The sequence below is a fragment of the Streptomyces sp. H39-S7 genome (assembly GCF_027158205.1).
Lineage (GTDB): Bacteria > Actinomycetota > Actinomycetes > Streptomycetales > Streptomycetaceae > Actinacidiphila.
On the sequence record NZ_JAPVLU010000001.1, the window covers coordinates 265,690 to 288,660 of the forward strand.

Below are 22,971 nucleotides of genomic sequence, written 5' to 3' on the forward strand. Positions count from 1 at the left end.
ACGGAACGCTACTCATGCCCTCGCGCCAACGGTGACCGTACTGGGTTATCCACAGCCGCCGAGATGGCCTTGACACCCCACGGTGCTCAGCCGACCATTGAACCGAACGATCGGTCGGTCGGTTGAGCCGGAGCGGAACAACGTAGGGGGCACACATGACCACGGCAGCCACGGTCGAGGAGGCGGCACCGCAGGCCGGTCTCCTCGCCGCTTTCGAGGCGGCACTCGCCGAAGACTCCCGGATCGAGCCGCGGGACTGGATGCCCGACGCGTACCGCGCGACGCTTATCCGCCAAATGGCCCAGCACGCACACTCCGAAATCATCGGAATGCAGCCCGAGGCCAACTGGATAAGCCGCGCCCCCTCGCTCCGCCGCAAGGCGATCCTGATGGCCAAGGTGCAGGATGAGGCCGGACACGGTCTGTACCTCTACAGCGCCGCGGAAACCCTCGGCGTCGGCCGTGACGAGCTGCTCGACAAGCTGCACGCCGGCCGCCAGCGGTATTCGTCGATCTTCAACTACCCCACCTTGACCTGGGCCGATGTCGGAGCGGTCGGCTGGCTTGTGGACGGCGCGGCGATCACCAACCAGGTGCCGCTGTGCCGCTGCTCGTACGGGCCCTACGCCCGGGCGATGGTGCGCATCTGCAAGGAGGAGTCCTTCCACCAACGGCAGGGGTACGAGCTGCTGCTGGCTCTGAGCCAGGGCACCGAAGCGCAACACGCCATGGCGCAGGACGCCGTGAACCGCTGGTGGTGGCCGTCGCTGATGATGTTCGGCCCGCCGGACACCGAATCCGGGCACTCCGAGCAGTCCATGGCCTGGAAGATCAAGCGGCACTCCAACGATGAGCTGCGGCAGCGCTTCGTCGACATCTGCGTCCCGCAGGCCGAGGTCCTCGGGCTCACCCTCCCCGACCCCGCACTGCGGTGGAACGAGGAGCGGGGCGCCCATGACTTCGGGGAGATCGACTGGACCGAGTTCCACGAGGTGCTGCGCGGCAACGGGCCGTGCAACGAACAGCGGATAACCCAGCGCCGCACCGCCCATGAGCAGGGCGCCTGGGTCAGGGAAGCGGCCACGGCATACGCGGCCAAGCAGGGAACCGAGCACGGAGAGGTGCGCTGATGACTGCCACTGACTGGCCGCTGTGGGAGGTCTTCGTCCGCAGCCGGCGCGGGCTCAACCACAGCCACGCGGGCAGCCTCCACGCGCCCGACGCGGAGATGGCGCTGCGCAACGCACGCGACCTCTACACCCGGCGGGCGGAGGGCGTGTCGATCTGGGTGGTGCCGTCCACGCAGATCACCGCCTCGTCGCCGGACGAGAAGGACTCCTTCTTCGAGCCGGCCGGCGACAAGCCGTACCGGCACCCGACGTTCTACAAGATCCCGGAAGGGGTGCGGCACCTGTGAACCCGGTACTCGTCGGCACCGCGCTGCCCCTCGGTGACGATGCCCTGGTACTCGCCCAGCGGCTGGGGGAGTGGGCCGGGCACGCGCCGGTCCTCGAAGAGGACGTCGCCCTCGCCAACATCGCGCTGGACCTGCTGGGCCAGGCCCGGGTGCTGCTCTCCCTCGTCGGTGACGAGGACGAGCTGGCCTTCGGCCGGGAGGAACGCGCCTTCCGCAACGTCCAGCTGGTCGAGCAGCCGAACGGCGACTTCGCCCACACCATCGCCCGCCAGCTCTACTTCTCGACGTACCAGGAGCTGCTCTACACGGAGCTGGCGCGGGGCGACAGCGAGCTGGCGCCGCTGGCCGCGAAAGCGGTCAAGGAAGTCGCCTACCACCACGACCACGCCCGGCAGTGGACGCTGCGGCTCGGGGACGGCACGGCCGAGAGCCACGAGCGCATGCAGCGGGGCCTGGACGCCCTGTGGCGGTACACCGGCGAGCTCTTCCAGCCCGTGGAGGGCCTGGCCACCGACCTCGGCGCGCTGCGCGAGCCCTGGCTGGAGCGCGTCTCGGCCGTCGTCCGGCAGGCCACGCTGACGATGCCGGAGGGTCCCGACGTGACGGCCTGGTCGGCGGGCGCGGGCCGGCAGGGCATCCACACCGAGTCGTTCGGCCGGATGCTCGCCGAGATGCAGCACCTGCACCGCGCCCACCCGGGTGCGACATGGTGACCGGCGGCACGGCGACCGGCGGCACGGCAGCCGCCGCTCGGGCCGACGAGACGGCCGCGGCCACGCCGGACGGCGTGCTGGAGGCGGAACTGCTGCGGCTCGCGGGCTCGGTTCCGGACCCCGAACTGCCGGTGCTCACCCTCGCCGAGCTCGGTGTGCTGCGCGGCCTGCAGCTGCTCGGCCCCGGCCGGGTCGAGGTGCGGCTGACGCCGACCTACACCGGCTGCCCGGCCATCGACACGATGGTCGCCGACATCACCCAGGTCCTCCGCGAGCGCGGCATGACCGAGGTGTCCGTCCGTACGGTGCTCGCGCCGGCCTGGTCGACCGACGCGATCAGCGCCGAGGGGCGGCGCAAGCTCGCCGAGCACGGGATAGCGCCGCCGCGCCCGGTCGGCAGCGGCGGCCCGGTCCCGGTCGCCCTGTCGGTGCGCTGCCCGCACTGCGGCTCGGTGGACACCACCGTGCTGAGCCGGTTCTCCTCCACCGCGTGCAAGTCCCTGCGCCGCTGCGAGAGCTGCCGCGAACCGTTCGACCACTTCAAGGAGTTGTGAATGTTCCATCCGCTCCGGGTCACCGGGATCGAGCGGCTCACGGACGATTCGGTGACCGTGACCTTCGATGTGCCCGCCCCCCTGCGCGAGACGTACCGCTTCGCGGCAGGCCAGCACCTCGCGGTGCGCCGGTTCGTGGACGGGACCGAGATCCGGCGGACGTACTCGGTCTGCGACCCGGCCCCCGGCCCCGCGGGGCCGGAGAGGCTGCGGGTCGGCGTGCGGCTGGTCGAGGGCGGCGAGTTCTCGGTGTACGCCCACAAGGAGCTGGCCGTGGGCGACGTCGTGGACGTCATGCCGCCGATGGGCCGGTTCATCCTCGACCCGCGCCCCGGCTACTTCGCGGCCGTGGTCGGCGGCAGTGGCATCACCCCGGTGCTCTCGCACATCGCCACCGTCCTCGGACGGGAGCCGGCGGCCCGCTTCTGCCTGGTGCGCAGCGACCGGACCGCCGCTTCGACGATGTTCCTGGAGGAGATCGCCGACCTCAAGGACCGCTACCCGGACCGGCTCCAGCTGGTGAACGTGCTGTCCCGCGAGGACCAGCAGGCGGGGCTGCCGTCCGGCCGGCTGGACGAGGAACGGCTGGCCGCCCTGCTGCCCGCGCTCCTGCCGGTGGACGCGGTGGACGGCTGGTACCTGTGCGGACCCTTCGGACTGGTGCGGGGGGCCGAGCAGGCGCTGCGCGGTCTGGGAGTGGACCGGTCCCGGATCCACCAGGAGATCTTCCACGTGGACGACAGTCCGGTGACCGGTCCCGCGCGGACCCCGGCCCCGGTCGGCAGCGTGGTCGCCGCGACGCTCGACGGGCGCGGCGGGAGCTGGCCGTCCGAGGGCGGTGAATCCGTCCTCGAGACGGTGCTGCGCAACCGGTCGGACGCCCCGTACGCCTGCAAGGGCGGGGTGTGCGGGACCTGCCGGGCCCGGCTGGTCTCGGGCGAGGTGCGGATGGACAGGAACTTCGCGCTGGAGCCGGACGAGACGGAGGCCGGGTACGTTCTGGCCTGCCAGTCGCACCCGCTCACCGACCGGGTGGAGCTGGACTTCGACGCGTAACGGTGTTCCGCCGCTCTTCCCTCTCACTAGAACGTGTTCTAACCTGACGCACTGTCAGGAGACCGTGCGGTGGGAGGGGCTAGCAGTGGACTTCAGCTTCACCGAGGAGCAACTGGCGGCGGTCGAGGCGGCGCGGGCCGTGTTCTCGGGAGTCGCACCGGACGCGGTCCCCAGCCCCGCGCTGACCCATGGTGCCGTCGCCGAGGACTTCGACCGCGCCCTGTGGCGCAAGCTCGCGGACAGCGATCTGCTGAGCCTCGCCCTGGCCGGGACCCACGGCGGAGCCGGCCTCGACCCGATAGCGCTCTGCCTCGTCCTGCGGGAGGCGGGCAAGGTGCTCGCCCGGGTGCCGCTGCTGGAGACCTACGCCGCCGGGCTCGCCGTACAGACCCACGGCTCCGAGGCGCTGCGCGCCCGGCTGCTTCCGGCGGCGGGCAGCGGCGGGATCGTTCTCACCGTCGCCTCCAACGGCCGCACCGGCCACGACGGGGCCGAACTCGCCGTTCAGGCACGCCACCAGGACCAGGGGAACGCGGCGGCGGACGGGAGTCAGTGGCTGCTCGACGGGGTACAGACGGCCGTCCCGTGGGCGCAGCAGGCCGACCACGTCCTGGTGCCGGCCCACACCACCGAGGGCCGGCCGGTCATCGCGGTGGTCCCCCGGGTGCACGAGGGTGTGACTCTCGCCGAGCAGGTCTCCACCAGCGGTGAGCGGTTCGCCGAGATCACGCTCGACGGCGTGCGGATCCCGGCCGACGACGTCATCACCGCGGACGGCGCCTGGGAGTGGCTGCGCAATGTGCTCGCCACCGGCACCTGCGCGCTGGCGCTCGGCCTCGGCGAGGCGGTCCTCGGCATGACCAGCGCCTACGCGAGCAAACGGGAGCAGTTCGGGCACCCCATCGCGACCTTCCAGGCGGTCGCGGTGCAGTCCGCCGACCGCTACATCGACCTGCGGGCGATGGAGGCCACCCTCTGGCAGGCCGCCTGGCGGCTGAGCACCGGCACCTCGGGCGCGCTGCCCCTCACCGGAGACGTCGCGGTCGCGAAGATCTGGGCGGCGGAGGGCGTCCGCCGGGTCGTCCAGACCGCGCAGCACCTGCACGGCGGCTTCGGCGCGGACACCGACTACGCCCTGCACCGCTACCACGCCTGGGCCAAGCAGCTGGAGCTGTCGCTCGGTCCCGCCGCCGCCCACGAGGAGGTCCTGGGCGACCTGATAGCCGCCCACCCGCTCGGCTGAGCCGCGCCGAGACCCGTCCGGGACTAGAGCACGAAGGCCGGACCGTCGCCGTCCGCCACGACCGGCCGTCCGGCCGCTTCCCAGCCGAGCATCCCGCCGTCCACGTTCACCGCGTCGACGCCCTGGGCGATCAGGTACTGGGCGACCTGCGCGGACCGTCCGCCGACCCGGCAGATCACATGCACCGTGCCGCCGTCCGGCACCTCGGCGATCCGGCTCACGACCTCGCCCATGGGGATGTGGAGCGCCTGCTGCGCGTGCCCGGCCGCCCACTCGTCCTGCTCCCGGACGTCCAGCAGGATGCCGTCGGCGGGAACGCCGGCGGCGTCGATGGCGGGCAGCTGGGAGTTGAACATGGGAAGGGCCTCCTCGGCACAACAGGCTCCGCGCCGCTCAGCCCGACTCGGATCGGGCTCGGCGCGCGGGACACGACGGACCTGAGAAAACTACCTCAGCCCCCGGCGGGGCGGACCAGCTCCGCGAGCCGTGCCTCCCGCGCCCCGACCTGTTCCAGCAGCTGCTCGGCGATCTCGTTGAGCAGCCCGTCGGGATCGTCGGGAGACAGCTTCATCATCTGCCCGATCGCGCTGCCGTCCAGATCCGTGGCGATCACGGACAGCGCCTCCTTGCGTTCGGCCAGCCACTCCAGCCGGGCGTAGAGCACCTCCGCCTCGGTCGGCAGCTCCTCCTCGAGCACCGGGCCGGCCTCCCACTCCGCCCCGAGCTCGCGCAGCCGGTCCTCGTCGGCGTCCGCGTAGGCCTCGTTCACCCGCGCGATGAAGACGCTGCGCCGCTCCTTCTCCGCCTCGTCCTGTGCCAGGTCCGGGTGCGCCTTGCGGGCCAGCTCGCGGTAGAGCCGCTGCGCCTCCTTGCCCGGCCGCACCCGCCGCGGCGGATTGGGGTCCTCGACCGGCCGGACCCCGTCCTGGCCGAGCATCCCCTCGAAGAGCTCCTCTATGCCCGGCATGGGCATGACGAGGGCGCGCGCCTCCCAGGCCCGCTCGATGTCCGCGCGGTCGCCGCTGTTCGCCGCCACCGCCTCCGCGATCAGGGCGTCCAGCTCGTCCAGCCGGGCATACATCGGGCCGAGTCGCTGGTGATGCAGCCGGGAGAAGTTGTCCACCTCGACCCGGAAGGTCTCCACCGCGATCTCGAACTCGATGAGTGCCTGCTCAGCGGCGCGCACCGCCTTCGCCAACCGCTGGGAGGCCGCTTGATCCACCTGTTCCGCTTCCGGGTTCGTCACCCGCACAGCGTACGGATTCCGGCGGCCCCCCGTCCCGCGGCCCCGCATCGAAGCCACAGCTTCCGCTCCGTCGGCCGCGCTAGATCCCCAGCTCCGCCGCGACCTTCCCCGTCCTGATCGCCCTCAGCAGCTCCGCGTGATCGGCCTCCGTACGGTCCGCGTACGCCACCGCGAAGGACGTGATCGCCGTGTCCAGCTCCTCGTTCTTTCCGCAGTACCCGGCGATCAGCCGCGGATCCGCGCTGTGCGAGTGCGCCCGTGCGAGCAGCGCCCCCGTCATGCGCGCGTAGTCGTCGATCAGTCCCGCCTCCAGCGACGCCGGGTCCACGCTCCCCTTCCGGTTGCGGAACTGGCGCACCTGGTAGGGCAGCCCTGCCACGGACGTCCACCCCAGCAGGATGTCGCTGACCACCTGCATGCGCTTCTGCCCGAGCACCACCCGCCGGCCCTCGTGCGCGTCGTGCGAGGACAGGGAGGCGGCGGACGACAGGGAGGTGACACCCCCCTCCGCCCCCGCACCGGCGAATCCGGCCTTCTCCGCGTACGGCCGCAGCGCGGACGCCCGCGCCTCCTTCACCTGGAGCACCAGCGGCTCCCCCAGGTGGTCGAGGAGCAGCACCACGTACGACCGGGTCCCCACGCTCCCGGTCCCCACCACCCGGAACGCCACATCGTGCACCGCGTAGCGCGCGAGCAGCGGCAGCCGGTCCTCCGACACCGTCCGCAGATAGCCGTCCAGCGCCCCGGCGACCGCCGCCGCCTCCGCGTCCGGCACCCGCCGCAGCACGGGCAGCGCGTCGACGAAGCGCCGTCCGCCGTCCTCCAGCAGCTCCGTCGACCGTGCGACGAACTTCGCGCTGGTGTTCTTCCGCGCCTTGGCCGACACCTGCTCCAGCGTGCCCAGCAGGTCGCGCGCGTCCGCGTGCGCGACGAGCTCCTCGTGCGCGATGGCGTTCCACGCGTCCAGCACCGGCAGCTTGGCGAGCAGCCGCATGGTGCGCCGGTACGCGCCGACCGCTTCACAGGCCGCCGAGCGGCAGACGTCCTCGGAGGCGCCCGCCTCCCGCCCGGCGAGCACCAGGGAGGCCGCGAGCCGCTTCACGTCCCACTCCCACGGGCCGATCAGCGTCTCGTCGAAGTCGTTGATGTCCATCACCAGCCGGCCGCGGGCGTCGCCGTAGAGGCCGAAATTCGCCGCGTGCGCGTCACCGCAGATCTGGGCGCCGACACCGGTCACCGGAGTGTCGACGAGATCGGCCGCCATCAGGCCGGCGGAGCCGCGGAGGAAGGAGAACGGGCTCGCCGCCATCCGTCCCACGCGCAGCGGTATCAGTCCTTCTATCCGGCCGGAATTCGACGCCTCCAGCGCCCCCAGCGGCCCCGGCCGGTCATGCCCCTCCGACAGCTGGGCGTGTGCCGATCGGGGCACCCGGCCCCGCAGCGCCTTGCCCGCGCTCTTCGCCGTGGCCTCGTGCGGCCAGCGCGCGAACCCCGTGGTCCGCGGCACCCTCAACTCGCTCATGCGCTCTCCCCCTCAGCGGACGCGCGCACCGGTTCCACTTACCCCGCGCTGGGGGCAATCTGGCCATTTGGTCGACCTCGCCCGAAGTTTCGTGCTTGCCTTGAGTCGAGACCCTACTCAGCGCCGAACCGCAGGTGCACGACGTTGAACGAGATGACCCGGCTTTCCCAGTCCGCCGATACGGCCAAAGGCCCGTCCAAGGCTCCGGTCACCGGCGCGGAAGCGCAAACGGAGAGGGACGTGTCCGCCGACTTTTCCTCCGGAAACGGCAGCCGTACGGTGGCCGGCACCAGCACCGCGACCGGCACCACCGCTGACAGCGGCGCGCACGCCGAGAACGGCGACGGCATCAAGACCGGCGCCGAAGCCGCCGAGAGCATCGCCCCGGAAGTTGCCCCTCTGGCCGTCGGCGGCGTGGCCGCGCTCCTGCGGCTCGCGGTCATCTGCGTGGACCCCGACGGCCGCGTCTCCTACTGGAACCGCGGCTCCGAGGAGCTCTTCGGACACCGCTGGGAAGGCGTTTTCGGCCATCGTGCCTCCGGGTTGCTGACCGCCTCCGGCGCTCCGCACCAGGACACCCTCGATCTGCTGGACGACCTCACCCACCCCGCCTGGGCCGGTTCGCTCGCCACCACCGACCGGGACGGCACCCTTCGCGACGTGCTGTGGTGGACGTACCGGATCATGGAGCCCGCCGGCCGCAGCCTGCTGGCCATCGCCGCCAACGCCAAACCGCTGCGCAGCGGTTCCCTGCGGATCGCCATCGGCGACCGCCTGCTGCCGTACGCCGCGGAGGAGCCGGCGCGCGAGGCCCGTGAGGGCGTCGCGGTCTCCGCGCAGCTCGCGCCCGTCCCCGACCTGGCGCACGCCCGGCAGCTGACCACCCGCCTCGGCATCGTCCTGCCGCGGGTGAGCGCGGGCCGCCTCGAACGGATCATGCGGCAGGTCGTACCGCTCGGCTATCCGGTCCTGCGGGTGGACGGCAGCACCGAACTCCCGGTGCTGCCGAGGGAGTACGAGGCGGACGGCGGAACCCTGCGGCCGGTCCGCACCAACCGCCGGGAGCTGCTGCCCGGTCCCCGTTCGGGCTCGTCCGTCGACGCGCGGGCAGCCGTCAACTCCGCGGGACGGAGGGCCGGCGGGGTGCGCACCGGAGCCGACGGCCTGTCCGCCGTCCCGGTCTTCGCGGTGCCCGCCCCCGGCCATGTGCTCGACGAGCAGCTCGCGTTACTCCGCGAGACCGGCACCAAGGTCGGCAGCACCCTCGATCTCGACACCACCGCACGCGAGTTGTGCGCCGTGACCGTCCCGCGCTTCGCGGATTTCGCGGCGATCCTCATCGTCGACCAGCTGTTCTCCGACACCGAGCCGCCGAAGGACGACCGCCCGTCCGACACCGTCCTGCTCCGCCGGGTCGCCGTCGCCCTGAACGGGCCGCCCGGTGTCTGGGACACCGCGGTCCCGGAGGGCGAGTTGATCACCCTCGCCGCCGACGACATCACCCCGCGCCTCAACGAGCCCATGCTCATCCCCGTCATCGAGCCGGCGCTCGCCGACGACCTCGCCTTTGACCTGGGCGTTCCGGCCCTCGGCCCGCTGCTGCCCGGCCGTTCCATGGTCGTGGTCCCGCTCACCGCGCGCGGGACGGTCCTCGGCCGGATGTGCTTCCTGCGCCAGCCGAACCGGCGCCCGTTCGACGCCAAGGACGCCGCGACCGCGGGCGAGATCGTCACCCGCGGCGCCGTCCACCTCGACAACGCCCGGCTGCACCGCTTCGAGTCCCGGGCCGCCGCGACGCTGCAGCGCAGCATGATGCCGACGCGTCCGCCCAGGATCCCCGGCGTCCGTATCGCGCACCACTACATGCCGGGTGACCGCCAGGCGCAGGTCGGCGGCGACTGGTTCGACGCGATCCAGCTCCCGGGCGGCCGGGTCGCGCTCATCGTCGGCGACGTGATGGGGCACGGCCTGATCAGCGCGGCCGTCATGGGCCAGTTCCGCACGTCCGTCATCACCATGGCGGCCCTCGACCTGCCGCCGGCGCAGTTGCTGCGGCACCTCGACAACCTCGCGCACCGGCTGGGCCCCGAACACCTCGCCACCTGCGTCTACGCGGTCTACGATCCGATCCACCGCAATCTGACGCTCGCCAACGCCGGCCACATCCCGCCCGTCCTGGCCCGCCACGACGGGGTCAGCGAACTGCTGCAAATCCCGAAGGGCGCACCGATCGGCGTGGGCGGGGTGCCGTTCGAGACCGTCGAGATCCCGGTGCCGGACGGCAGCTGGCTGGTGCTGTGCACAGACGGCCTGGTCGAGGTCCGCGGCCAGGGGATAGACGCGGGGCTCGCCGCCCTGTGCGCCAACGTCATCGAGCCGCAGCAGACCCCGGAGGACGTGTGCGCGCAGATCCTCAGCCGGCTGCACTCCGAGGACCGGCGGGACGATGTCGCCCTGCTCGTCGCCCGGTTCGAGGGGATCGCCTCCGAGGACGTCGCGCAGTGGACGCTGGGCATGAGCGAGTCGGAGGTCCGCACCGCGCGGGAGCTCACCCGGCGGCAGCTCGGCATCTGGGGCCTCGAACGGCTGGCGGACGTCACGGAACTGCTGGTCAGCGAGCTGGTCACCAATGCGCTGCGAGCGGCGTCGCACGACGTGCAGCTGCGGCTGATGAACGTCGGCAAGCTGCTGGTCGAGGTCAGCGACGACGATCACAACCTGCCGCAGTTGCGGCGGGCCGACGCGGACGACGAGGAGGGGCGTGGCCTGGCGCTCGTCTCGCACCTGTCGCGGCGCTGGGGCACCAGCCGCAAGGCGGTCGGCAAGGTCGTCTGGTTCGAACTCCCGCTGCCGGCCCAGGACTCCGGCTGACCGGTCGGTCCCCCGACCGGCCCCGGTGGTTCCGGACGTTCAGCAGATCTCGGGCCGCTGGGGCCGGGAGGGGCTGGTGTGCGCTCCCGCGCACGGCCCTTCCAGCAGGCTCGCTTCGTCGATGCCGTCCAGCAGGTACGTCTCGGCCCACAGACCGAGCTCGTGGAGTGCCGGGCCCAGGCCGAGGCCGGCTTCGGTGAGGCGGTAGGCCACGCGCAGCGGCGGGCCCTCTTCGACCTCACGGACGACCAGCCCGGCGTCGGTCAGCTCGCTCAGCCGGTCCGACAGCATGCGCTCGCTGATCTTCGGGAGGGATCGCCGCAGGTCGGCGTAGTAGGCAGCGCGCTGGGTGAGGACGGCCACGATCAGCCCGGTCCACCGTTTCCCCAGCAGTTCGAAGACGCGTGTGAGCGCGATGTCGACGCCCGTGCACGCCTGCTCCCGCTGCTCCGCCCGCGTCTGCTCTCCCCGTTGCATGAGTACAGCCTACTGCCGCCCCTCTTGGTACTGCAGAAAAGTAAGCTACTGTGCTATCAATAGCTACATACGAAAGAGCGCGCCGCTGTCCCTCGCGTCACGGCGTGCGCACCGTCTTCCGAGAGTGGAGGCATTTCCATGCCCACCCTGCTGCACATCGACTCCTCCGCCTTCCACGAGGGCTCCGTCTCCCGCGAGGTCGCCGCGACCTTCCGCAAGGAATGGGAGGCCCAGCACCCGGACGGCACCGTGATCTACCGCGACCTGGCGGCCGATCCGCTCCCCCATCTGACCGCCGACGCCATCACCGCGTCCTTCGTCCCGGCGGCCGGCCACACCCCCGGGCAGCGGGCGGCGCACGCACTGCGCGAGACCCTCGCCGAGGAACTGGAGCGGGCCGACGCGGTGCTGATCGGCACCCCGATGTACAACTTCACGATCCCCTCCAGCCTCAAGGCATGGCTGGACCAGGTCATCATCATCGGCCGCACCGCCGGCGAAGGGTCCTCGGTGGCCGGCACCCCGGTCACGGTCGTGACCGCCCGCGGCGGTTCCTACGCCGCCGGCACGCCCCGGGAGAGTTTCGAGTTCGCTTCGAACTACCTGGAGAAGGTCCTCACCGGCATGCTCGGCCTCGAAGTCGACTTCATCGTGCCCGAGCTGACACTCGCCCACGTCAAGCCGGAGATGGCCGACCTCCGCGAGCTGGCCGACGCGTCCCGCGCCCGCGCCCACGAGGAAGCGGTCGCGAAGGCCAAGGCCCTGGCCGTCCGGCTCGCCGCCTGAGGTTCCGCCTCCCGCGCCGAGCCACGCGTCAGGGTGCCTCGCCGGCCCCGCCCGATTCCGGGCGGGGCCATTCGCGTCCCTCCAGTGCCTCGATGCTGCGGTTGAACCGGGCGAGCACGTCCTCGAACTGCTCGATCTCCTGCGGCGTCCACGCCGCGAGCACCCGGCCCAGGCCTTCCTGATGAGCCGTCCGGTCCACGGCCAGCCGGTCCTTGCCCTCGCCGGTGATCCGCAGCTTCCGCGCCATCCCGCCGTCCGGATCGGCGACGCGCTCCGCCAGTCCGGCCCGCAGCAGTGCGGCCGTCTGCCGGTTGACGGTCGAGGCGTCGAGGCCGAACGCCTCCGCGAGCTGCCCGATGGACATCGCGCCGTCCGCGTCGATCCTGGTCAGCAGCAGGTAGGCGGACTTCTCCAGCCGCCCGCCGGCCGGGTCCCGGCGGGCCATCACCTGGTGCCGGGCGACAAGCATCAACTCCCGTTCGAGTCGCTCCAGCACACTGCCTCCTATGTCACCGCGTCCTGCGCGCCACGCGTACCCACAAGGTACGCAATGTGCACGATACACATCATGTGTATCGTGCACATCAACAACTTCCCCCGGAGGCGGTACACGTGCCCGAAATATCCGATCCTGCTGCCCGCGACCGGGGCGGCTCCATCGTCGTGGTGCTCGCCTTCGCCGGCATCGTCGTGGCGGTCATGCAGACCCTCGTGGTCCCGCTGATCCCCGAACTCCCCTCACTGCTGAACGCCTCCGCCTCCGACGCCTCGTGGGTGATCACGGCCACCCTGCTGGCCGGCGCCGTCGCCACCCCCGTCATGGGCCGGCTCGGCGACATGTACGGCAAGCGGCGCATCCTGCTGGTCAGCCTCGGTCTGCTCATCATCGGCTCGCTGATCTGCGCCTTCGCCACCTCGCTGCTCCCGATGGTGATCGGCCGGGCCTTCCAGGGCGGCGCGATGGGCGTCATCCCGCTCGGCATCAGCATCATGCGGGACGAGCTGCCCAAGGAGCGGATGGGCTCGGCCATGGCCCTGATGAGCTCCTCACTCGGCATCGGCGGGGCCCTCGGCATGCCGGGCGCCGCGCTGATCGCGCAGCACTTCGACTGGCACTCCCTGTTCCTCTGCTCCGCGGGGCTCGGGGTCGCCGCCGCCGCGCTGATCTTCTTCCTGGTCCCCGAGTCCCCGGTGCGCACCCCCGCGCGGTTCGACTTCCCGGGCGCCGTCGGGCTCTCGGCCGGCCTGGTCTGCCTGCTGCTGGCCGTGTCCAAGGGCGGCGACTGGGGCTGGGGCGGCGCCACCACCCTCGGGCTGCTCGCCGCGTCCGTACTGATCCTGCTCGGCTGGGGCGCCTTCGAGCTGCGGACGACCGCGCCCCTGGTGGACCTGCGGACCACCGCCCGCCCTCAGGTGCTCCTCACCAACCTCGCGTCGGTCCTGGTCGGGTTCGCCCTCTTCGCGATGTCGATCGTGCTTCCGCAGCTCCTGCAGTTGCCCAAGGCGACCGGTTACGGGCTCGGCCAGTCGATGGTCGCGGCCGGGCTGTGCCTGGCCCCCGGCGGGCTGGTGATGATCGTGGTCTCGCCGCTGTCGGCGCGCCTCTCGGCCGCCCGCGGCCCGAAGACCTCGCTGATGCTGGGGGTGTCGGTCGTCGCCGCCGGTTACGCCATGGGGCTGTTCCTGATGGACACGGTCTGGGAAATCATCCTGGTCTCGGCGGTCATCGGCACCGGCATCGCGCTCGCCTACGCGGCCATGCCCGCGCTGATCATGGGCGCCGTGCCGCTGTCGGAGACGGCGGCCGCCAACGGCCTCAACACCCTGATGCGGTCGATCGGCACCTCGGTCTCCAGCGCGGTCGTCGGCGTCGTTCTCGCCCATATGACGCAGCCGTTCGGGGGCGTGCCGCTGCCCACGCTGAACGGTTTCCGGGTCGCGTTCGCGATCGCCTGCGGGGCCGGCCTCGCCGCCCTGCTGATCGCCGCCTTCATCCCGGCCCGCCACATGCGGCCGCAGGTCGCGGCCTCCGGCCCGGCCGCCGTCAACACGCCCGCCGACCAGCCCGCCTGAGTCGACCGGCGAACGCGGAAGGGCCGCGCGACGCGTGTCGCGCGGCCCTTCGCTGTCGCTCGGCAGGTCAGAGGTTGACGCCGAAGTCCTGCGCGATGCCGCGCAGACCCGAGGCGTAGCCCTGGCCGACGGCACGGAACTTCCACTCCGCGCCGTTGCGGTACAGCTCGCCGAAGACCATCGCGGTCTCGGTGGAGGCGTCCTCGGTGAGGTCGTAACGCGCCAGTTCGTTGTTGTCCGCCTGGTTCACCACGCGGATGAACGCGTTGCGGACCTGGCCGAAGCTCTGCTGACGGCTCTCGCCCTCATAGATCGAGACCGGGAAAACGATCTTGTCGACCTCGGGCGGAACGGTCGCGAGGCTCACCTTGACGGCCTCGTCGTCGCCCTCGCCCTCACCGGTGAGGTTGTCACCGGTGTGCTCGACCGAGCCGTCCGGGCTCTTGAGGTTGTTGAAGAAGATGAAGTGCTTGTCCGAGACAACCTTGCCGGTCGTGTCGACCAGCAGCGCACTCGCGTCCAGGTCGAAGTCCGTGCCGGTCGTCGTGCGCACGTCCCAGCCCAGGCCGACGGTGACCGCCGTCAGTCCGGGGGCCTCCTTCGTCAGCGAGACATTGCCGCCCTTGGAGAGACTGACACCCATGATGGACTCCCTGTTCAATCCGGCGCGGGCCGCACCGCTTGACGATTCCTTTGCCCAATAGCTCCAACGGACACCACCCTGCCCCGGTTCCCGTCCGACTGCCACCCTTGAGCGGCCGGGCAGGCCGGCCGCTCCGCCACTCGGCCGATCGACGGTGCGGGACGGGCGTCCCGCACGGAGGCCAGGCGCCCCGGCGCGGCCCGCGGGGGACAGCGGCTCAGCGCGGGCGGCCCGCGACCTGGTCCGCGGCCCAGCGGGCCCACTCCTCCTGCATGGCGGTGAAGCGCAGCCCGTACTCCAGGGCCAGCCGGCCGTAGACGGAGGGCTGGTCGTCGCCCCAGTCCACCGCCGCTTCCAGCTCCTTCAGGGACGCCCGGTGGTCGGCCGCGCGGGAGGCCTCGTTCCCGAGGTAGGCGCACGCCTCCACCGGAGTGAGGACGCCCAGGAAGAAGACCCGCAGCAACGTCTCGCTGCGGCGCACCCGGTCGGGTTCCGTCTCGGTGAGCCAGCGGCGCAGCTCGGCGAGTCCTTCGTCGGTGAGGGCGTACTCCTTGCGGCCGCGAGGTCCTTCCGCGGCCACCTCCAGCAGGCCCGTATCGGCGAGACGTCCCAGCTCGCCGTAGACCTGGCTCTGGGTCGCGGGCCAGACATTGGCGAGGGAGGTCTCGAACAGCTTCATCAGGTCGTAGCCGCTGGCCGGACGTTCGACCAAGAGGCCCAGCAGTGCGTGGCGGAGGCTCATACGCCCCATCCTACCTTCCACTCTTGACACGTCAATGCTAGACGTTCTACTTTTGACACGTCGGGAATGGAATACCGGAAATCCGGACCACTGGAAGGCCTGTCATGAACTACCTGCGCGGCTTCATCCCCTGGATCGCCTTCGCCGCCGTCTCCGCGGCCGGCTGGCAGTGGGGAGCCCTCACGGGTCTCGTTCTCGGCATCTGGCTGCTGATCCAGGACCGCAAGGCCGGCATCGCCGCCGACTCCCAGATCCTGGAGTTCAGCACGATCGCCTTCTTCGCGGTCCTCACGGTGGTCGCCTTCGCCAGTCCGGACTCCAGCCTGGAGGACTACAGCGGCGCGCTGTCGCTCGGCTGGCTGGCCGTCACCGCCTGGGCCACCCTCGCCGTCCGCCGCCCCTTCACCACCGGCATCGCGAAGCGTCAGGCGCCCCCCGAGGTGTGGAACAGCCCGGTCTTCCGCCGCATCAACGTGGTGATCACCGCCGCCTGGGCCGCCGCCTTCACCGTCACCGCCGCCGTGCTGATCCCCGTCTACCACGCGGATCTGGGCAGCGGTGTCTCGATCCCGATCCAGGTCGCCGGCTTCGTGGTCCCCGCGCTCTTCACCGCCCGCTACCCGGACCGCGTCCGGGCCCGCCTCTCCGCCCCCGGCGCGCAGGAAGGCTGACCCCGCATGACCCAGCAGTCCGCCGCCCCGCACCTGTCGGGCAACTTCGCCCCGGTCGCGGAGGAGCTCACCGCCCACGACCTGCCGGTCACCGGCGCGATCCCGCCCGAGCTGACCGGCTGGTACCTGCGCAACGGCCCCAACCCGCAGGACGCGGCCTCCCCGCACTGGTTCTTCGGCGCCGGGATGGTGCACGGCGTCCGCCTGGAGGGTGGCCGCGCCACCTCGTACCGCAACCGCTGGGTCCGCACCTCGACCTTCACCCACGGCGCCCGGATCTACGACGACCAGGGCAACCTGGATCTCACCGCCGGCCCCGCCAACACCCACATCGTCCGGCACGCGGGCCGCACCCTCGCCCTCGTCGAGGCGTCGTTCCCCTACGAGATCGACTGCCGCCCCGGCCATGAGCTGGAGACAGTGGGCCCGCACGACTTCGGCGGCCGGCTCGACACCCCGATGACCGCCCACCCCAAGACCTGCCCGGTCACCGGGGAGCTGCACTTCTTCGGATACGGCGGGCTCACCGCGCCGTACCTCACCTACCACCGGGCCGACGCCTCCGGCGAACTGGTCGTCAGCCGCCCGGTGGACGTACCGGCGCACACGATGATGCACGACTTCCATCTCACCGCCTCGCACGTGGTGTTCATGGACCTGCCGGTCGTCTTCAACCTCCAGGAGGCCATGCGCCCCGGCGGCGGCATGCCGTACCAGTGGGACCCGGCGTACGGCGCCCGGCTCGGCGTTCTGCGGCGCGATGACCCGTACGGCGCCGTGCAATGGCTGCCGATCGACCCCTGCTACGTCTTCCACGGCCTCAACGCGTACGACGAGGGCGACGGCGAACGGATCGTCCTGCACGTCACCCGCTATCCGCACCACTACGCACCGGACCTGGCCCACCAACCCGCCACTTTGTGGCGCTGGACGCTGGACCTGGCGACGGGCACCGTCGCCGAGGAGCAGCTCGACGACCGGCCGTGCGAATTCCCCCGGATCGACGACCGGCTGGCCGGACAGTCCGCCCGCTTCGGCCACGTCACCACCGCCGAGGGCCTGGGACGCGGACCGGTGGCCGGCGCCCTGCTCCGCTACGACCTGCGGACCGGTGGCGTCACCAGCCATGAGTTCGCGCCCGGCCGCACCCCCGGCGAAGCCGCCTTCGCTCCGGCCGACGACCTCGCGGGCGGCCCCGGCTGGCTGCTCACCTACGTCCACGACGCGGGCACCGGCACCAGCGACCTGGTCGTCCTGGACGCGGAGCACCTAGCGGCCCCACCGGTCGCGACCGTCCATCTGCCCCAGCGGGTGCCCTATGGATTCCACGGCAACTGGCTCCCCGACCAGTGAGTGGCCGGTGAAACCGGACCCCCGCGATACCGAACGCATCTCGTTTCCAAGATACGGAAACAGTATTCCGAAACAGCCAGCAGAATCTGGCTATGCAGACACAGGCCGCGCAGCCGCGGGAAGCCGCCCCGCGGGCAGCCCCCGCCCCGGAACAGGGTTTCGTGCCACCGGTCGCGCCGCTCAGGAGAGCCGCCGCGGAACTGATCGGCACCGCCGCTCTCGTCACCGTCGTGGTCGGCTCCGGAATCCAGGCCACCCGCCTCAGCCAGGACGTCGGGGTGCAACTGCTGGCCAATGCGCTGGCCACCGCCCTGGGGCTGTGGGTACTGATCACCCTCCTCGCCCCGGTCTCCGGCGCGCAGCTCAACCCGGTGGTCACCCTCGCCGACTGGTGGACCGCCCGCGGTGGCCCGTCCGCGTACGGCGTCCGAACCGTGGCCCTGTACGCCGGCGCGCAGACCATCGGCGCCATCGCCGGATCGATGCTCGCGAACGCCATGTTCGACCACCCGCTGATCAGCTGGTCCACCCACGACCTGTCGGCCGGACATCTGCTGCTGGGCGAGACCGTCGCCACCACCGGACTCGTCCTGATCGTCACCGGCCTCGTCCGCAGCGGCCGCGCGCGGTCGGCCCCCGCCGCCGTCGCCACCTACATCGGCGCCGCCTGCTGGTTCACCCCCTCCGGCTCGTTCGCCAACCCCGCCGCGACCGTCGGCCGCTCCTTCAGCGACACGTTCACCGGCATCGCCCCCGGCTCGCTGCCCGGCTTCATCGCCGCCCAGCTCACCGGCACCGTCCTCGGACTGGCCGCGGCCACCGCGCTCTTCCCCGCGAGGAAGCCTTCTTGAAGACCCCTTGCTGAAGACCCCTTGTTGAAGCTCTGAACCACTGCTTCACTTCTACGTATGCCCTACCGCAGAACCCCCACCATCCAGGCGCGCCTCGACGCCCAGCGCGACGCCGTGCTCCAAGGAGCGGTGGAACTGCTCGCCGAACGCGGGTACGCCGCCTGCTCGGTGGCCGCGGTCGCCGAACGGGCCGGGATCGCGGCGGGCAGCGTCTACCGCTCCTTCCCCAGTAAGGCCGAGCTCGTCGCGGAGCTGTTCCGGTTGGTCTGCGGCCGGGAGGTCGAGGCCGTCAGGGCCGCCGCCCGCCGTCCCGCCGACCTGCACGACCGGGTCGCCGCCGTCGTGGAGACCTTCGCCGGGCGGGCGCTGAAGTCCCCGCGGCTGGCCTACGCCCTGCTCGCCGAGCCGGTCGACGCCGCCGTCGACGCCGAACGTCTCGTCTTCCGCCGCGCGTTCCGCGATGTGATCGCGGAACAGATCGCCGCCGGCGTCGCTTCCGGGCGGCTGCCGGTCCAGGACCCCAACCTCACCGCCGCCGCCCTGGTGGGGGCCGTCGGAGAAGCCCTCGTCGGGCCCCTCGCGGACGGCGGCGCACCCGACGACCTGATCCCCGCCCTCGTCTCCTTCGCCCTACGCGCTCTGGGAGGACGCAATGCCGCAGACTCATGAGGTCACCAACCAAGCACCGCCCCTGACCGGCCACGACGTCGCCGCCGACCCCGCCCTCATCGAGGGTCTGCACCGCCAGGGCGCCGGCTGGTCCGAGGACTCGCTGCACGCCCTGGGAACGCTCGCCGGCACGGAACACTCCCAGGAACTGGGCCGGTTGGCCAACGAGAACGAACCGGTGCTGCGCACCCACGACCGGTTCGGCAACCGCGTCGACGAGGTCGAGTTCCACCCCGCCTGGCACGAGCTGATGGACACCGCCGTCAGCAACGGCCTGCACGCGGCCCCCTGGCGCGACGACCGGCCCGGCGCCCACGTGGCCCGCGCCGCGAAGCTCTACGTGTGGGGCCAGGTCGAACCCGGCCACATCTGCCCGATCTCCATGACCTACGCCGCCATCCCGGCCCTGCGCGCCAACCCCGCGCTCGCCGACGCGTACGAGCCGCTGCTCGCCGCCCGCGAGTACGACTTCGGACTCCGCGCCCCGGCCGGCAAGCGCGGCCTCATCGCCGGTATGTCGATGACCGAGAAGCAGGGCGGCTCCGACGTCCGCACCAACACCACCCGGGCCGTCCCGGCCGGCGGCGAGGCGGGCACGTACGCGCTGACCGGCCACAAGTGGTTCACGTCCGCGCCCATGTCGGACCTCTTCCTGACCCTCGCCCAGGCTCCCGGCGGCCTCTCCTGCTTCCTGCTGCCGCGTGTCCTCCCCGACGGCACACGCAACCGCATCCACCTGCAGCGCCTCAAGGACAAGCTCGGCAACCGCTCCAACGCCTCCGCCGAGATCGAGTACGAGGGCGCCCTCGGGTATCTCGTCGGTGAGGAGGGCCGCGGGGTCAGGACCATCATCGACATGGTCAACCTGACGCGCCTGGACTGCGTCCTGGGCGCCGCCACCGGTATGCGGGCCGGGCTGATCCGGGCCGTGCACCACACCGCCCACCGCGCGGCGTTCGGCGCCCCGCTCATCGACCAGCCGCTGATGCGCAACGTCCTGTCGGACCTCGCCGTCGAGTCCGAGGCCGCCACCACCGTCGCGTTCCGGCTGGCCGGCGCCACCGACCGCGCGGCGCGCGGTGACGCCGCCGAGGAGTCCTTCCGGCGCCTGGCGCTGGCCGTCACCAAGTACTGGGTGTGCAAACGCGGCCCCGTGCACGCCGCGGAAGCCCTCGAATGCCTCGGCGGCAACGGCTACATCGAGGAGTCGGGCATGCCACGCCTCTACCGCGAGGCGCCGCTGATGTCGATCTGGGAAGGCTCGGGCAACGTCTCCGCGCTCGACGCGCTGCGCGCGATGGCCCGTCAGCCCGACTCCGTCGAGGCGTTCTTCGCGGAGATCGACCTGGCGGCGGGCGCCGACCGGCGGCTGGACGCGTCCGTCGCCGGGCTCAGGAAGGAGCTCGGCGACCCCACCGACCTCGAATTCCGCGCCCGCCGCATCGTGGAGTCGATGGCGCTGGTCCTGCAGGGCTCGCTGCTCGTCCGGTACGGCAGCCCGGCGGCCGACGCGTTCTGCGCCTCCCGGCTCGGCGGCGACCACGGCCGCGCCTTCGGCACCCTGCCCGCCGGCACCGGCACCGCGCCCCTCATCGACCGCGCCCGCCACCTCGTATGACCACCCCGAACACGGTCGACGTCGAACGCGAGGGCCCCGTCACCACCGTCGTCCTGAACCGTCCCGAGGCACGCAACGCCGTGGACGGCCCCACCGCCGCCGCCCTCGCCGCCGCCTTCCGGGAGTTCGACGCCGACCCCGACGCGGCTGTCGCCGTCCTGTGGGGCCGGGGCGGCACCTTCTGCGCCGGGGCGGACCTCAAGGCCGTCGGCACCGACCGCGGCAACCGGGTCTCCGCCGACGGTGACGGACCGATGGGGCCCACCCGGCTGCAGCTGTCCAAACCCGTCATCGCCGCGATCAGCGGCCACGCCGTCGCGGGCGGACTGGAACTCGCCCTCTGGTGCGACCTGCGGGTCGCCGAGGAGGACGCCGTCCTGGGCGTCCTCTGCCGCCGCTGGGGCGTTCCGCTCATCGACGGCGGCACCGTACGGCTGCCCCGCCTCATCGGCGAGAGCCGGGCGATGGACCTCATCCTGACGGGCCGCCCGGTACCCGCCGCCGAGGCCCACGCCATGGGCCTCGTCAACCGCCTGGTACCCCCCGGTGAAGCCCTCCGCGCCGCCCGCGAGCTCGCCGCCGACATCGCCCGCTACCCGGCCGCGTGCATGCGCGCCGACCGCCACTCCACCCGCACCCAGGCAGGCCTCTCCGAACCCGAAGCCCTCCGCCAGGAACTCCACAACGCCACCCCCGCCCTCACCGGGATCACCGAAGGCGCCCGCCGCTTCACCTCCGGCCTCGGCCGCCACGGCGACTCCACCACCATCTGACCCACCCGGAAAACGCGTCTGCCGCGCCCCCCGAGGTGCGCGGCAGACGGTTGTCCGGAGACGTTCCGACGCATATCGCGGTCAGTCGGCCGACACCACGGCCGTCCAGTCCAGATCGCCGTGCGCCCCTGTCGCGGGCGCGAAGCCGCCGCCCTCGCGTCCGGCGAAGAACTTCAGCACACCGCGCTTGTCGGCGGCGTAGAGGTCCGCGACGCCGTCGCCGTCGGCGTCCCCGGCGCTGAGGATCCGCGGGTAGGCCGCGGCCGTGAAACCCGAGCCGTACGCGGTCCAGGCCGAAGGGTCGGCGAGCGTCCCGTCGGCGTTGGCCGCCGCCAGGGTGAGCAGGCCCGAGACGTCGTCGCGGAACAGGACGTCGGCGATACCGTCACCCGTCACGTCGCCGGGGGTGACGACCGTGCGGTGCTCCAGGCCGGTGGCCAGCACGACGGGCGTCATCCCGCCGAAGTTCGCCTCCCAACGGATCAGCTGCCCGTTCTCGACGCTGAGCAGATCCCCGTCGCCGCCGCCGTGCAGGATCTGCCGGGCGACCGTCCAGCTCGTGCCGCCGGCCCGCGTCCACCGGCCCGTCCGCGGTGAGGACTGCCCGAAGTCGCCCAACCCGTTGTTGCCGTACCCCGTCACATAGCCGGTGGAGTTGACGCGGAGCAGGTCCTGGTAGCCGTCGTAGTTGATGTCCCCGTTGCGCACCACGGCCCCCGGGGCCCAGTCGCTGCCGGTCCCGGCGTACGTCACCGCCTTCTTCAGCGTGCCGTCGCCCTTCCCGTACAGGACATACAGCTTCCCGTCCCCGCCGATGGCCAGCAGGTCGGGGTGGGCGTCACCGTTCAGGTCGCCGGCGTGGTCCTGCTCGGTGGCGGACGACACGTAGAACTCGTACCGCACCGGTGTCGAGACGTTGCCCGCCCGGTCCACCGTCTGGACGCTGACCCAGTTGGTCCCCCACTGCGTGGGGGTCAGTTTCACCCTCGCGGTGCCGTCGGGGCCGACCGGAACGGATGCGTTGCCCGTGACGGCGAGATCCCGGTCCAGCGCGTACTCGAACCGCACGGCGTCGGCCGCCGCCGGCCCCGAGACCTTGAAGGTGAAGGCACCCGTGGTGCGGACGGGCGGCGCCGGAGTCGTGGAGCCGGAAGGCGGGAAGACCCTGGACTTCACGACCGGGGCGGCCGGCGGCGTGTGGTCGGCGATGAAGTGGCAGTCCGCCGACCAGTCGGAGGCCGTACCGTCCGAGGCCGTCTCCCGCACGCGCCAGGTGTACGTCACCCCGTCGGTGAAGTCGGCGGCCGGAAGCTGCAGCCGGCGCTGACCCCCGCCGTACCCGGATTGCGTGTAGTCGTACGGCGCCGACCCGTCGCTCGGCTGGACGAGGAACTCGGTGCTGTACGAGACCAACGGCTTACCGTTCGATGTCGCCAAAAAGGTGACGCCGGTGTTGCCGATCCAGCCGTACGGAGCGGTCGCCCCGCAGGCGTCACCCCCGCCCTTCGGGGCCGGCGTCGTGGCGAGCCCGCCCGGTGCGGGTACCGGTGCTGCGTCCTGGGCTGCTGCCGGTGTCACGGCCGCCGCGGCGGCGAGCAGCGCGGCGGCGGGCACGACGGCCGCGGCGCGCAGCCGTCCGCGCAGCCTTCGGTGGATCACGGTCATGAATCCCCCCTCGGGATCCGGCGCGAGG

23 protein-coding genes are annotated in these 22,971 nt (G+C 72.0%); 15 read left to right on the forward strand and 8 right to left on the reverse strand.

From position 1 onward, the window contains the following. Window positions 1–155 precede the first annotated feature (155 nt). The 6 genes from paaA to O3X23_RS01335 all read left to right on the forward strand — a co-directional run bounded on the left by paaA (window position 156) and on the right by O3X23_RS01335 (window position 4,983). Window positions 156–1,130, forward strand: a complete 975-nt coding sequence (paaA, locus tag O3X23_RS01310; protein ID WP_269269116.1) for a 1,2-phenylacetyl-CoA epoxidase subunit PaaA — start codon at window positions 156–158, stop codon at window positions 1,128–1,130. Further along, window positions 1,130–1,417, forward strand: coding sequence for a 1,2-phenylacetyl-CoA epoxidase subunit PaaB (gene paaB, locus O3X23_RS01315; RefSeq protein ID WP_269269117.1), 288 nt, complete (start codon window positions 1,130–1,132; stop codon window positions 1,415–1,417). Before paaA ends, paaB begins: the two co-directional genes overlap by 1 nt. Beyond that, the gene (paaC, locus tag O3X23_RS01320) at window positions 1,414–2,130 is read left to right on the forward strand and encodes a 1,2-phenylacetyl-CoA epoxidase subunit PaaC (protein WP_269269118.1); all 717 of its coding nucleotides are present in this window, start codon (window positions 1,414–1,416) and stop codon (window positions 2,128–2,130) included. The genes paaB and paaC overlap by 4 nt, the downstream gene beginning before the upstream one ends. Continuing rightward, window positions 2,124–2,684, forward strand: a complete 561-nt coding sequence (gene paaD, locus O3X23_RS01325; RefSeq protein WP_269269119.1) for a 1,2-phenylacetyl-CoA epoxidase subunit PaaD — start codon at window positions 2,124–2,126, stop codon at window positions 2,682–2,684. Before paaC ends, paaD begins: the two co-directional genes overlap by 7 nt. Beyond that, a complete protein-coding gene (locus O3X23_RS01330) occupies window positions 2,685–3,740 on the forward strand; it encodes a 2Fe-2S iron-sulfur cluster-binding protein (protein WP_269269120.1) in 1,056 nt (351 codons plus the stop codon). It abuts the gene before it with no gap. Window positions 3,741–3,825: 85 nt separating this feature from the next. Next, window positions 3,826–4,983, forward strand: a complete 1,158-nt coding sequence (locus O3X23_RS01335) for an acyl-CoA dehydrogenase family protein (RefSeq protein ID WP_269269121.1) — start codon at window positions 3,826–3,828, stop codon at window positions 4,981–4,983. Window positions 4,984–5,006: 23 nt separating this feature from the next. Here O3X23_RS01335 and O3X23_RS01340 read toward each other — a convergent pair whose 3' ends face one another. The 3 genes from O3X23_RS01340 to O3X23_RS01350 form a co-directional block, all read right to left on the reverse strand. Next, entirely contained in the window at window positions 5,007–5,339 is a 333-nt protein-coding gene (locus tag O3X23_RS01340) for a rhodanese-like domain-containing protein (RefSeq protein WP_269269122.1), read from the reverse strand. Window positions 5,340–5,434: 95 nt separating this feature from the next. Further along, window positions 5,435–6,277, reverse strand: a complete 843-nt coding sequence (locus O3X23_RS01345) for a hypothetical protein (RefSeq protein WP_443047669.1) — start codon at window positions 6,275–6,277, stop codon at window positions 5,435–5,437. Window positions 6,278–6,308: 31 nt separating this feature from the next. Beyond that, window positions 6,309–7,751, reverse strand: coding sequence for a DUF2252 domain-containing protein (locus O3X23_RS01350; protein WP_269269124.1), 1,443 nt, complete (start codon window positions 7,749–7,751; stop codon window positions 6,309–6,311). Between the two features lie 240 nt (window positions 7,752–7,991). On the opposite strand from O3X23_RS01350, the gene O3X23_RS01355 reads away from it, so the two are divergent. Continuing rightward, window positions 7,992–10,622, forward strand: a complete 2,631-nt coding sequence (locus O3X23_RS01355) for a SpoIIE family protein phosphatase (protein ID WP_269269125.1) — start codon at window positions 7,992–7,994, stop codon at window positions 10,620–10,622. A gap of 39 nt (window positions 10,623–10,661) precedes the next feature. Here the strand turns inward: O3X23_RS01355 and O3X23_RS01360 are convergent, their stop codons facing one another. Next, complete coding sequence (locus tag O3X23_RS01360) at window positions 10,662–11,099, reverse strand: winged helix-turn-helix transcriptional regulator (RefSeq protein ID WP_269269126.1); 438 nt, start codon at window positions 11,097–11,099, stop codon at window positions 10,662–10,664. 138 nt (window positions 11,100–11,237) lie between these two features. On the opposite strand from O3X23_RS01360, the gene O3X23_RS01365 reads away from it, so the two are divergent. Next, window positions 11,238–11,885 (forward strand): FMN-dependent NADH-azoreductase, encoded by a 648-nt coding sequence (locus tag O3X23_RS01365; RefSeq protein ID WP_269269127.1) that lies wholly within the window; start codon window positions 11,238–11,240, stop codon window positions 11,883–11,885. 28 nt (window positions 11,886–11,913) lie between these two features. Here O3X23_RS01365 and O3X23_RS01370 read toward each other — a convergent pair whose 3' ends face one another. After that, entirely contained in the window at window positions 11,914–12,354 is a 441-nt protein-coding gene (locus tag O3X23_RS01370) for a MarR family winged helix-turn-helix transcriptional regulator (RefSeq protein ID WP_269269232.1), read from the reverse strand. A 230-nt stretch (window positions 12,355–12,584) separates the two neighbouring features. Here O3X23_RS01370 and O3X23_RS01375 point away from each other — a divergent pair, with 230 nt between their 5' ends. Then, window positions 12,585–13,958, forward strand: a complete 1,374-nt coding sequence (locus O3X23_RS01375) for an MFS transporter (RefSeq protein WP_269269233.1) — start codon at window positions 12,585–12,587, stop codon at window positions 13,956–13,958. 67 nt (window positions 13,959–14,025) lie between these two features. On the opposite strand, the gene O3X23_RS01380 is transcribed toward O3X23_RS01375, so the two are convergent. After that, window positions 14,026–14,601: a TerD family protein gene (locus O3X23_RS01380; protein ID WP_138351212.1), complete on the reverse strand. Its 576-nt coding sequence runs from the start codon at window positions 14,599–14,601 to the stop codon at window positions 14,026–14,028. A 217-nt stretch (window positions 14,602–14,818) separates the two neighbouring features. Further along, complete coding sequence (locus O3X23_RS01385) at window positions 14,819–15,343, reverse strand: PadR family transcriptional regulator (protein WP_269269128.1); 525 nt, start codon at window positions 15,341–15,343, stop codon at window positions 14,819–14,821. Between the two features lie 104 nt (window positions 15,344–15,447). On the opposite strand from O3X23_RS01385, the gene O3X23_RS01390 reads away from it, so the two are divergent. The 6 genes from O3X23_RS01390 (at window position 15,448) to O3X23_RS01415 (ending at window position 21,278) form a co-directional block, all read left to right on the forward strand. Then, window positions 15,448–16,014 carry a hypothetical protein gene (locus O3X23_RS01390; RefSeq protein ID WP_269269129.1) on the forward strand — a complete coding sequence of 189 codons (567 nt, stop codon included), beginning with the start codon at window positions 15,448–15,450 and terminating at the stop codon, window positions 16,012–16,014. A gap of 6 nt (window positions 16,015–16,020) precedes the next feature. Further along, window positions 16,021–17,367 carry a carotenoid oxygenase family protein gene (locus tag O3X23_RS01395; RefSeq protein ID WP_269269130.1) on the forward strand — a complete coding sequence of 449 codons (1,347 nt, stop codon included), beginning with the start codon at window positions 16,021–16,023 and terminating at the stop codon, window positions 17,365–17,367. Window positions 17,368–17,459: 92 nt separating this feature from the next. Continuing rightward, on the forward strand, window positions 17,460–18,218 hold the full coding sequence (locus O3X23_RS01400; protein ID WP_269269131.1) for an aquaporin: 759 nt from the start codon (window positions 17,460–17,462) through the stop codon (window positions 18,216–18,218). A gap of 57 nt (window positions 18,219–18,275) precedes the next feature. Beyond that, complete coding sequence (locus O3X23_RS01405) at window positions 18,276–18,887, forward strand: TetR/AcrR family transcriptional regulator (RefSeq protein ID WP_269269132.1); 612 nt, start codon at window positions 18,276–18,278, stop codon at window positions 18,885–18,887. Then, entirely contained in the window at window positions 18,871–20,505 is a 1,635-nt protein-coding gene (locus tag O3X23_RS01410; protein ID WP_269269133.1) for an acyl-CoA dehydrogenase family protein, read from the forward strand. The genes O3X23_RS01405 and O3X23_RS01410 overlap by 17 nt, the downstream gene beginning before the upstream one ends. Then, the gene (locus tag O3X23_RS01415; protein ID WP_269269134.1) at window positions 20,502–21,278 is read left to right on the forward strand and encodes a crotonase/enoyl-CoA hydratase family protein; all 777 of its coding nucleotides are present in this window, start codon (window positions 20,502–20,504) and stop codon (window positions 21,276–21,278) included. The genes O3X23_RS01410 and O3X23_RS01415 overlap by 4 nt, the downstream gene beginning before the upstream one ends. Before the next feature lie 81 nt (window positions 21,279–21,359). On the opposite strand, the gene O3X23_RS01420 is transcribed toward O3X23_RS01415, so the two are convergent. Next, window positions 21,360–22,943: an FG-GAP repeat domain-containing protein gene (locus O3X23_RS01420; RefSeq protein ID WP_269269135.1), complete on the reverse strand. Its 1,584-nt coding sequence runs from the start codon at window positions 22,941–22,943 to the stop codon at window positions 21,360–21,362. Window positions 22,944–22,971 lie beyond the last annotated feature (28 nt).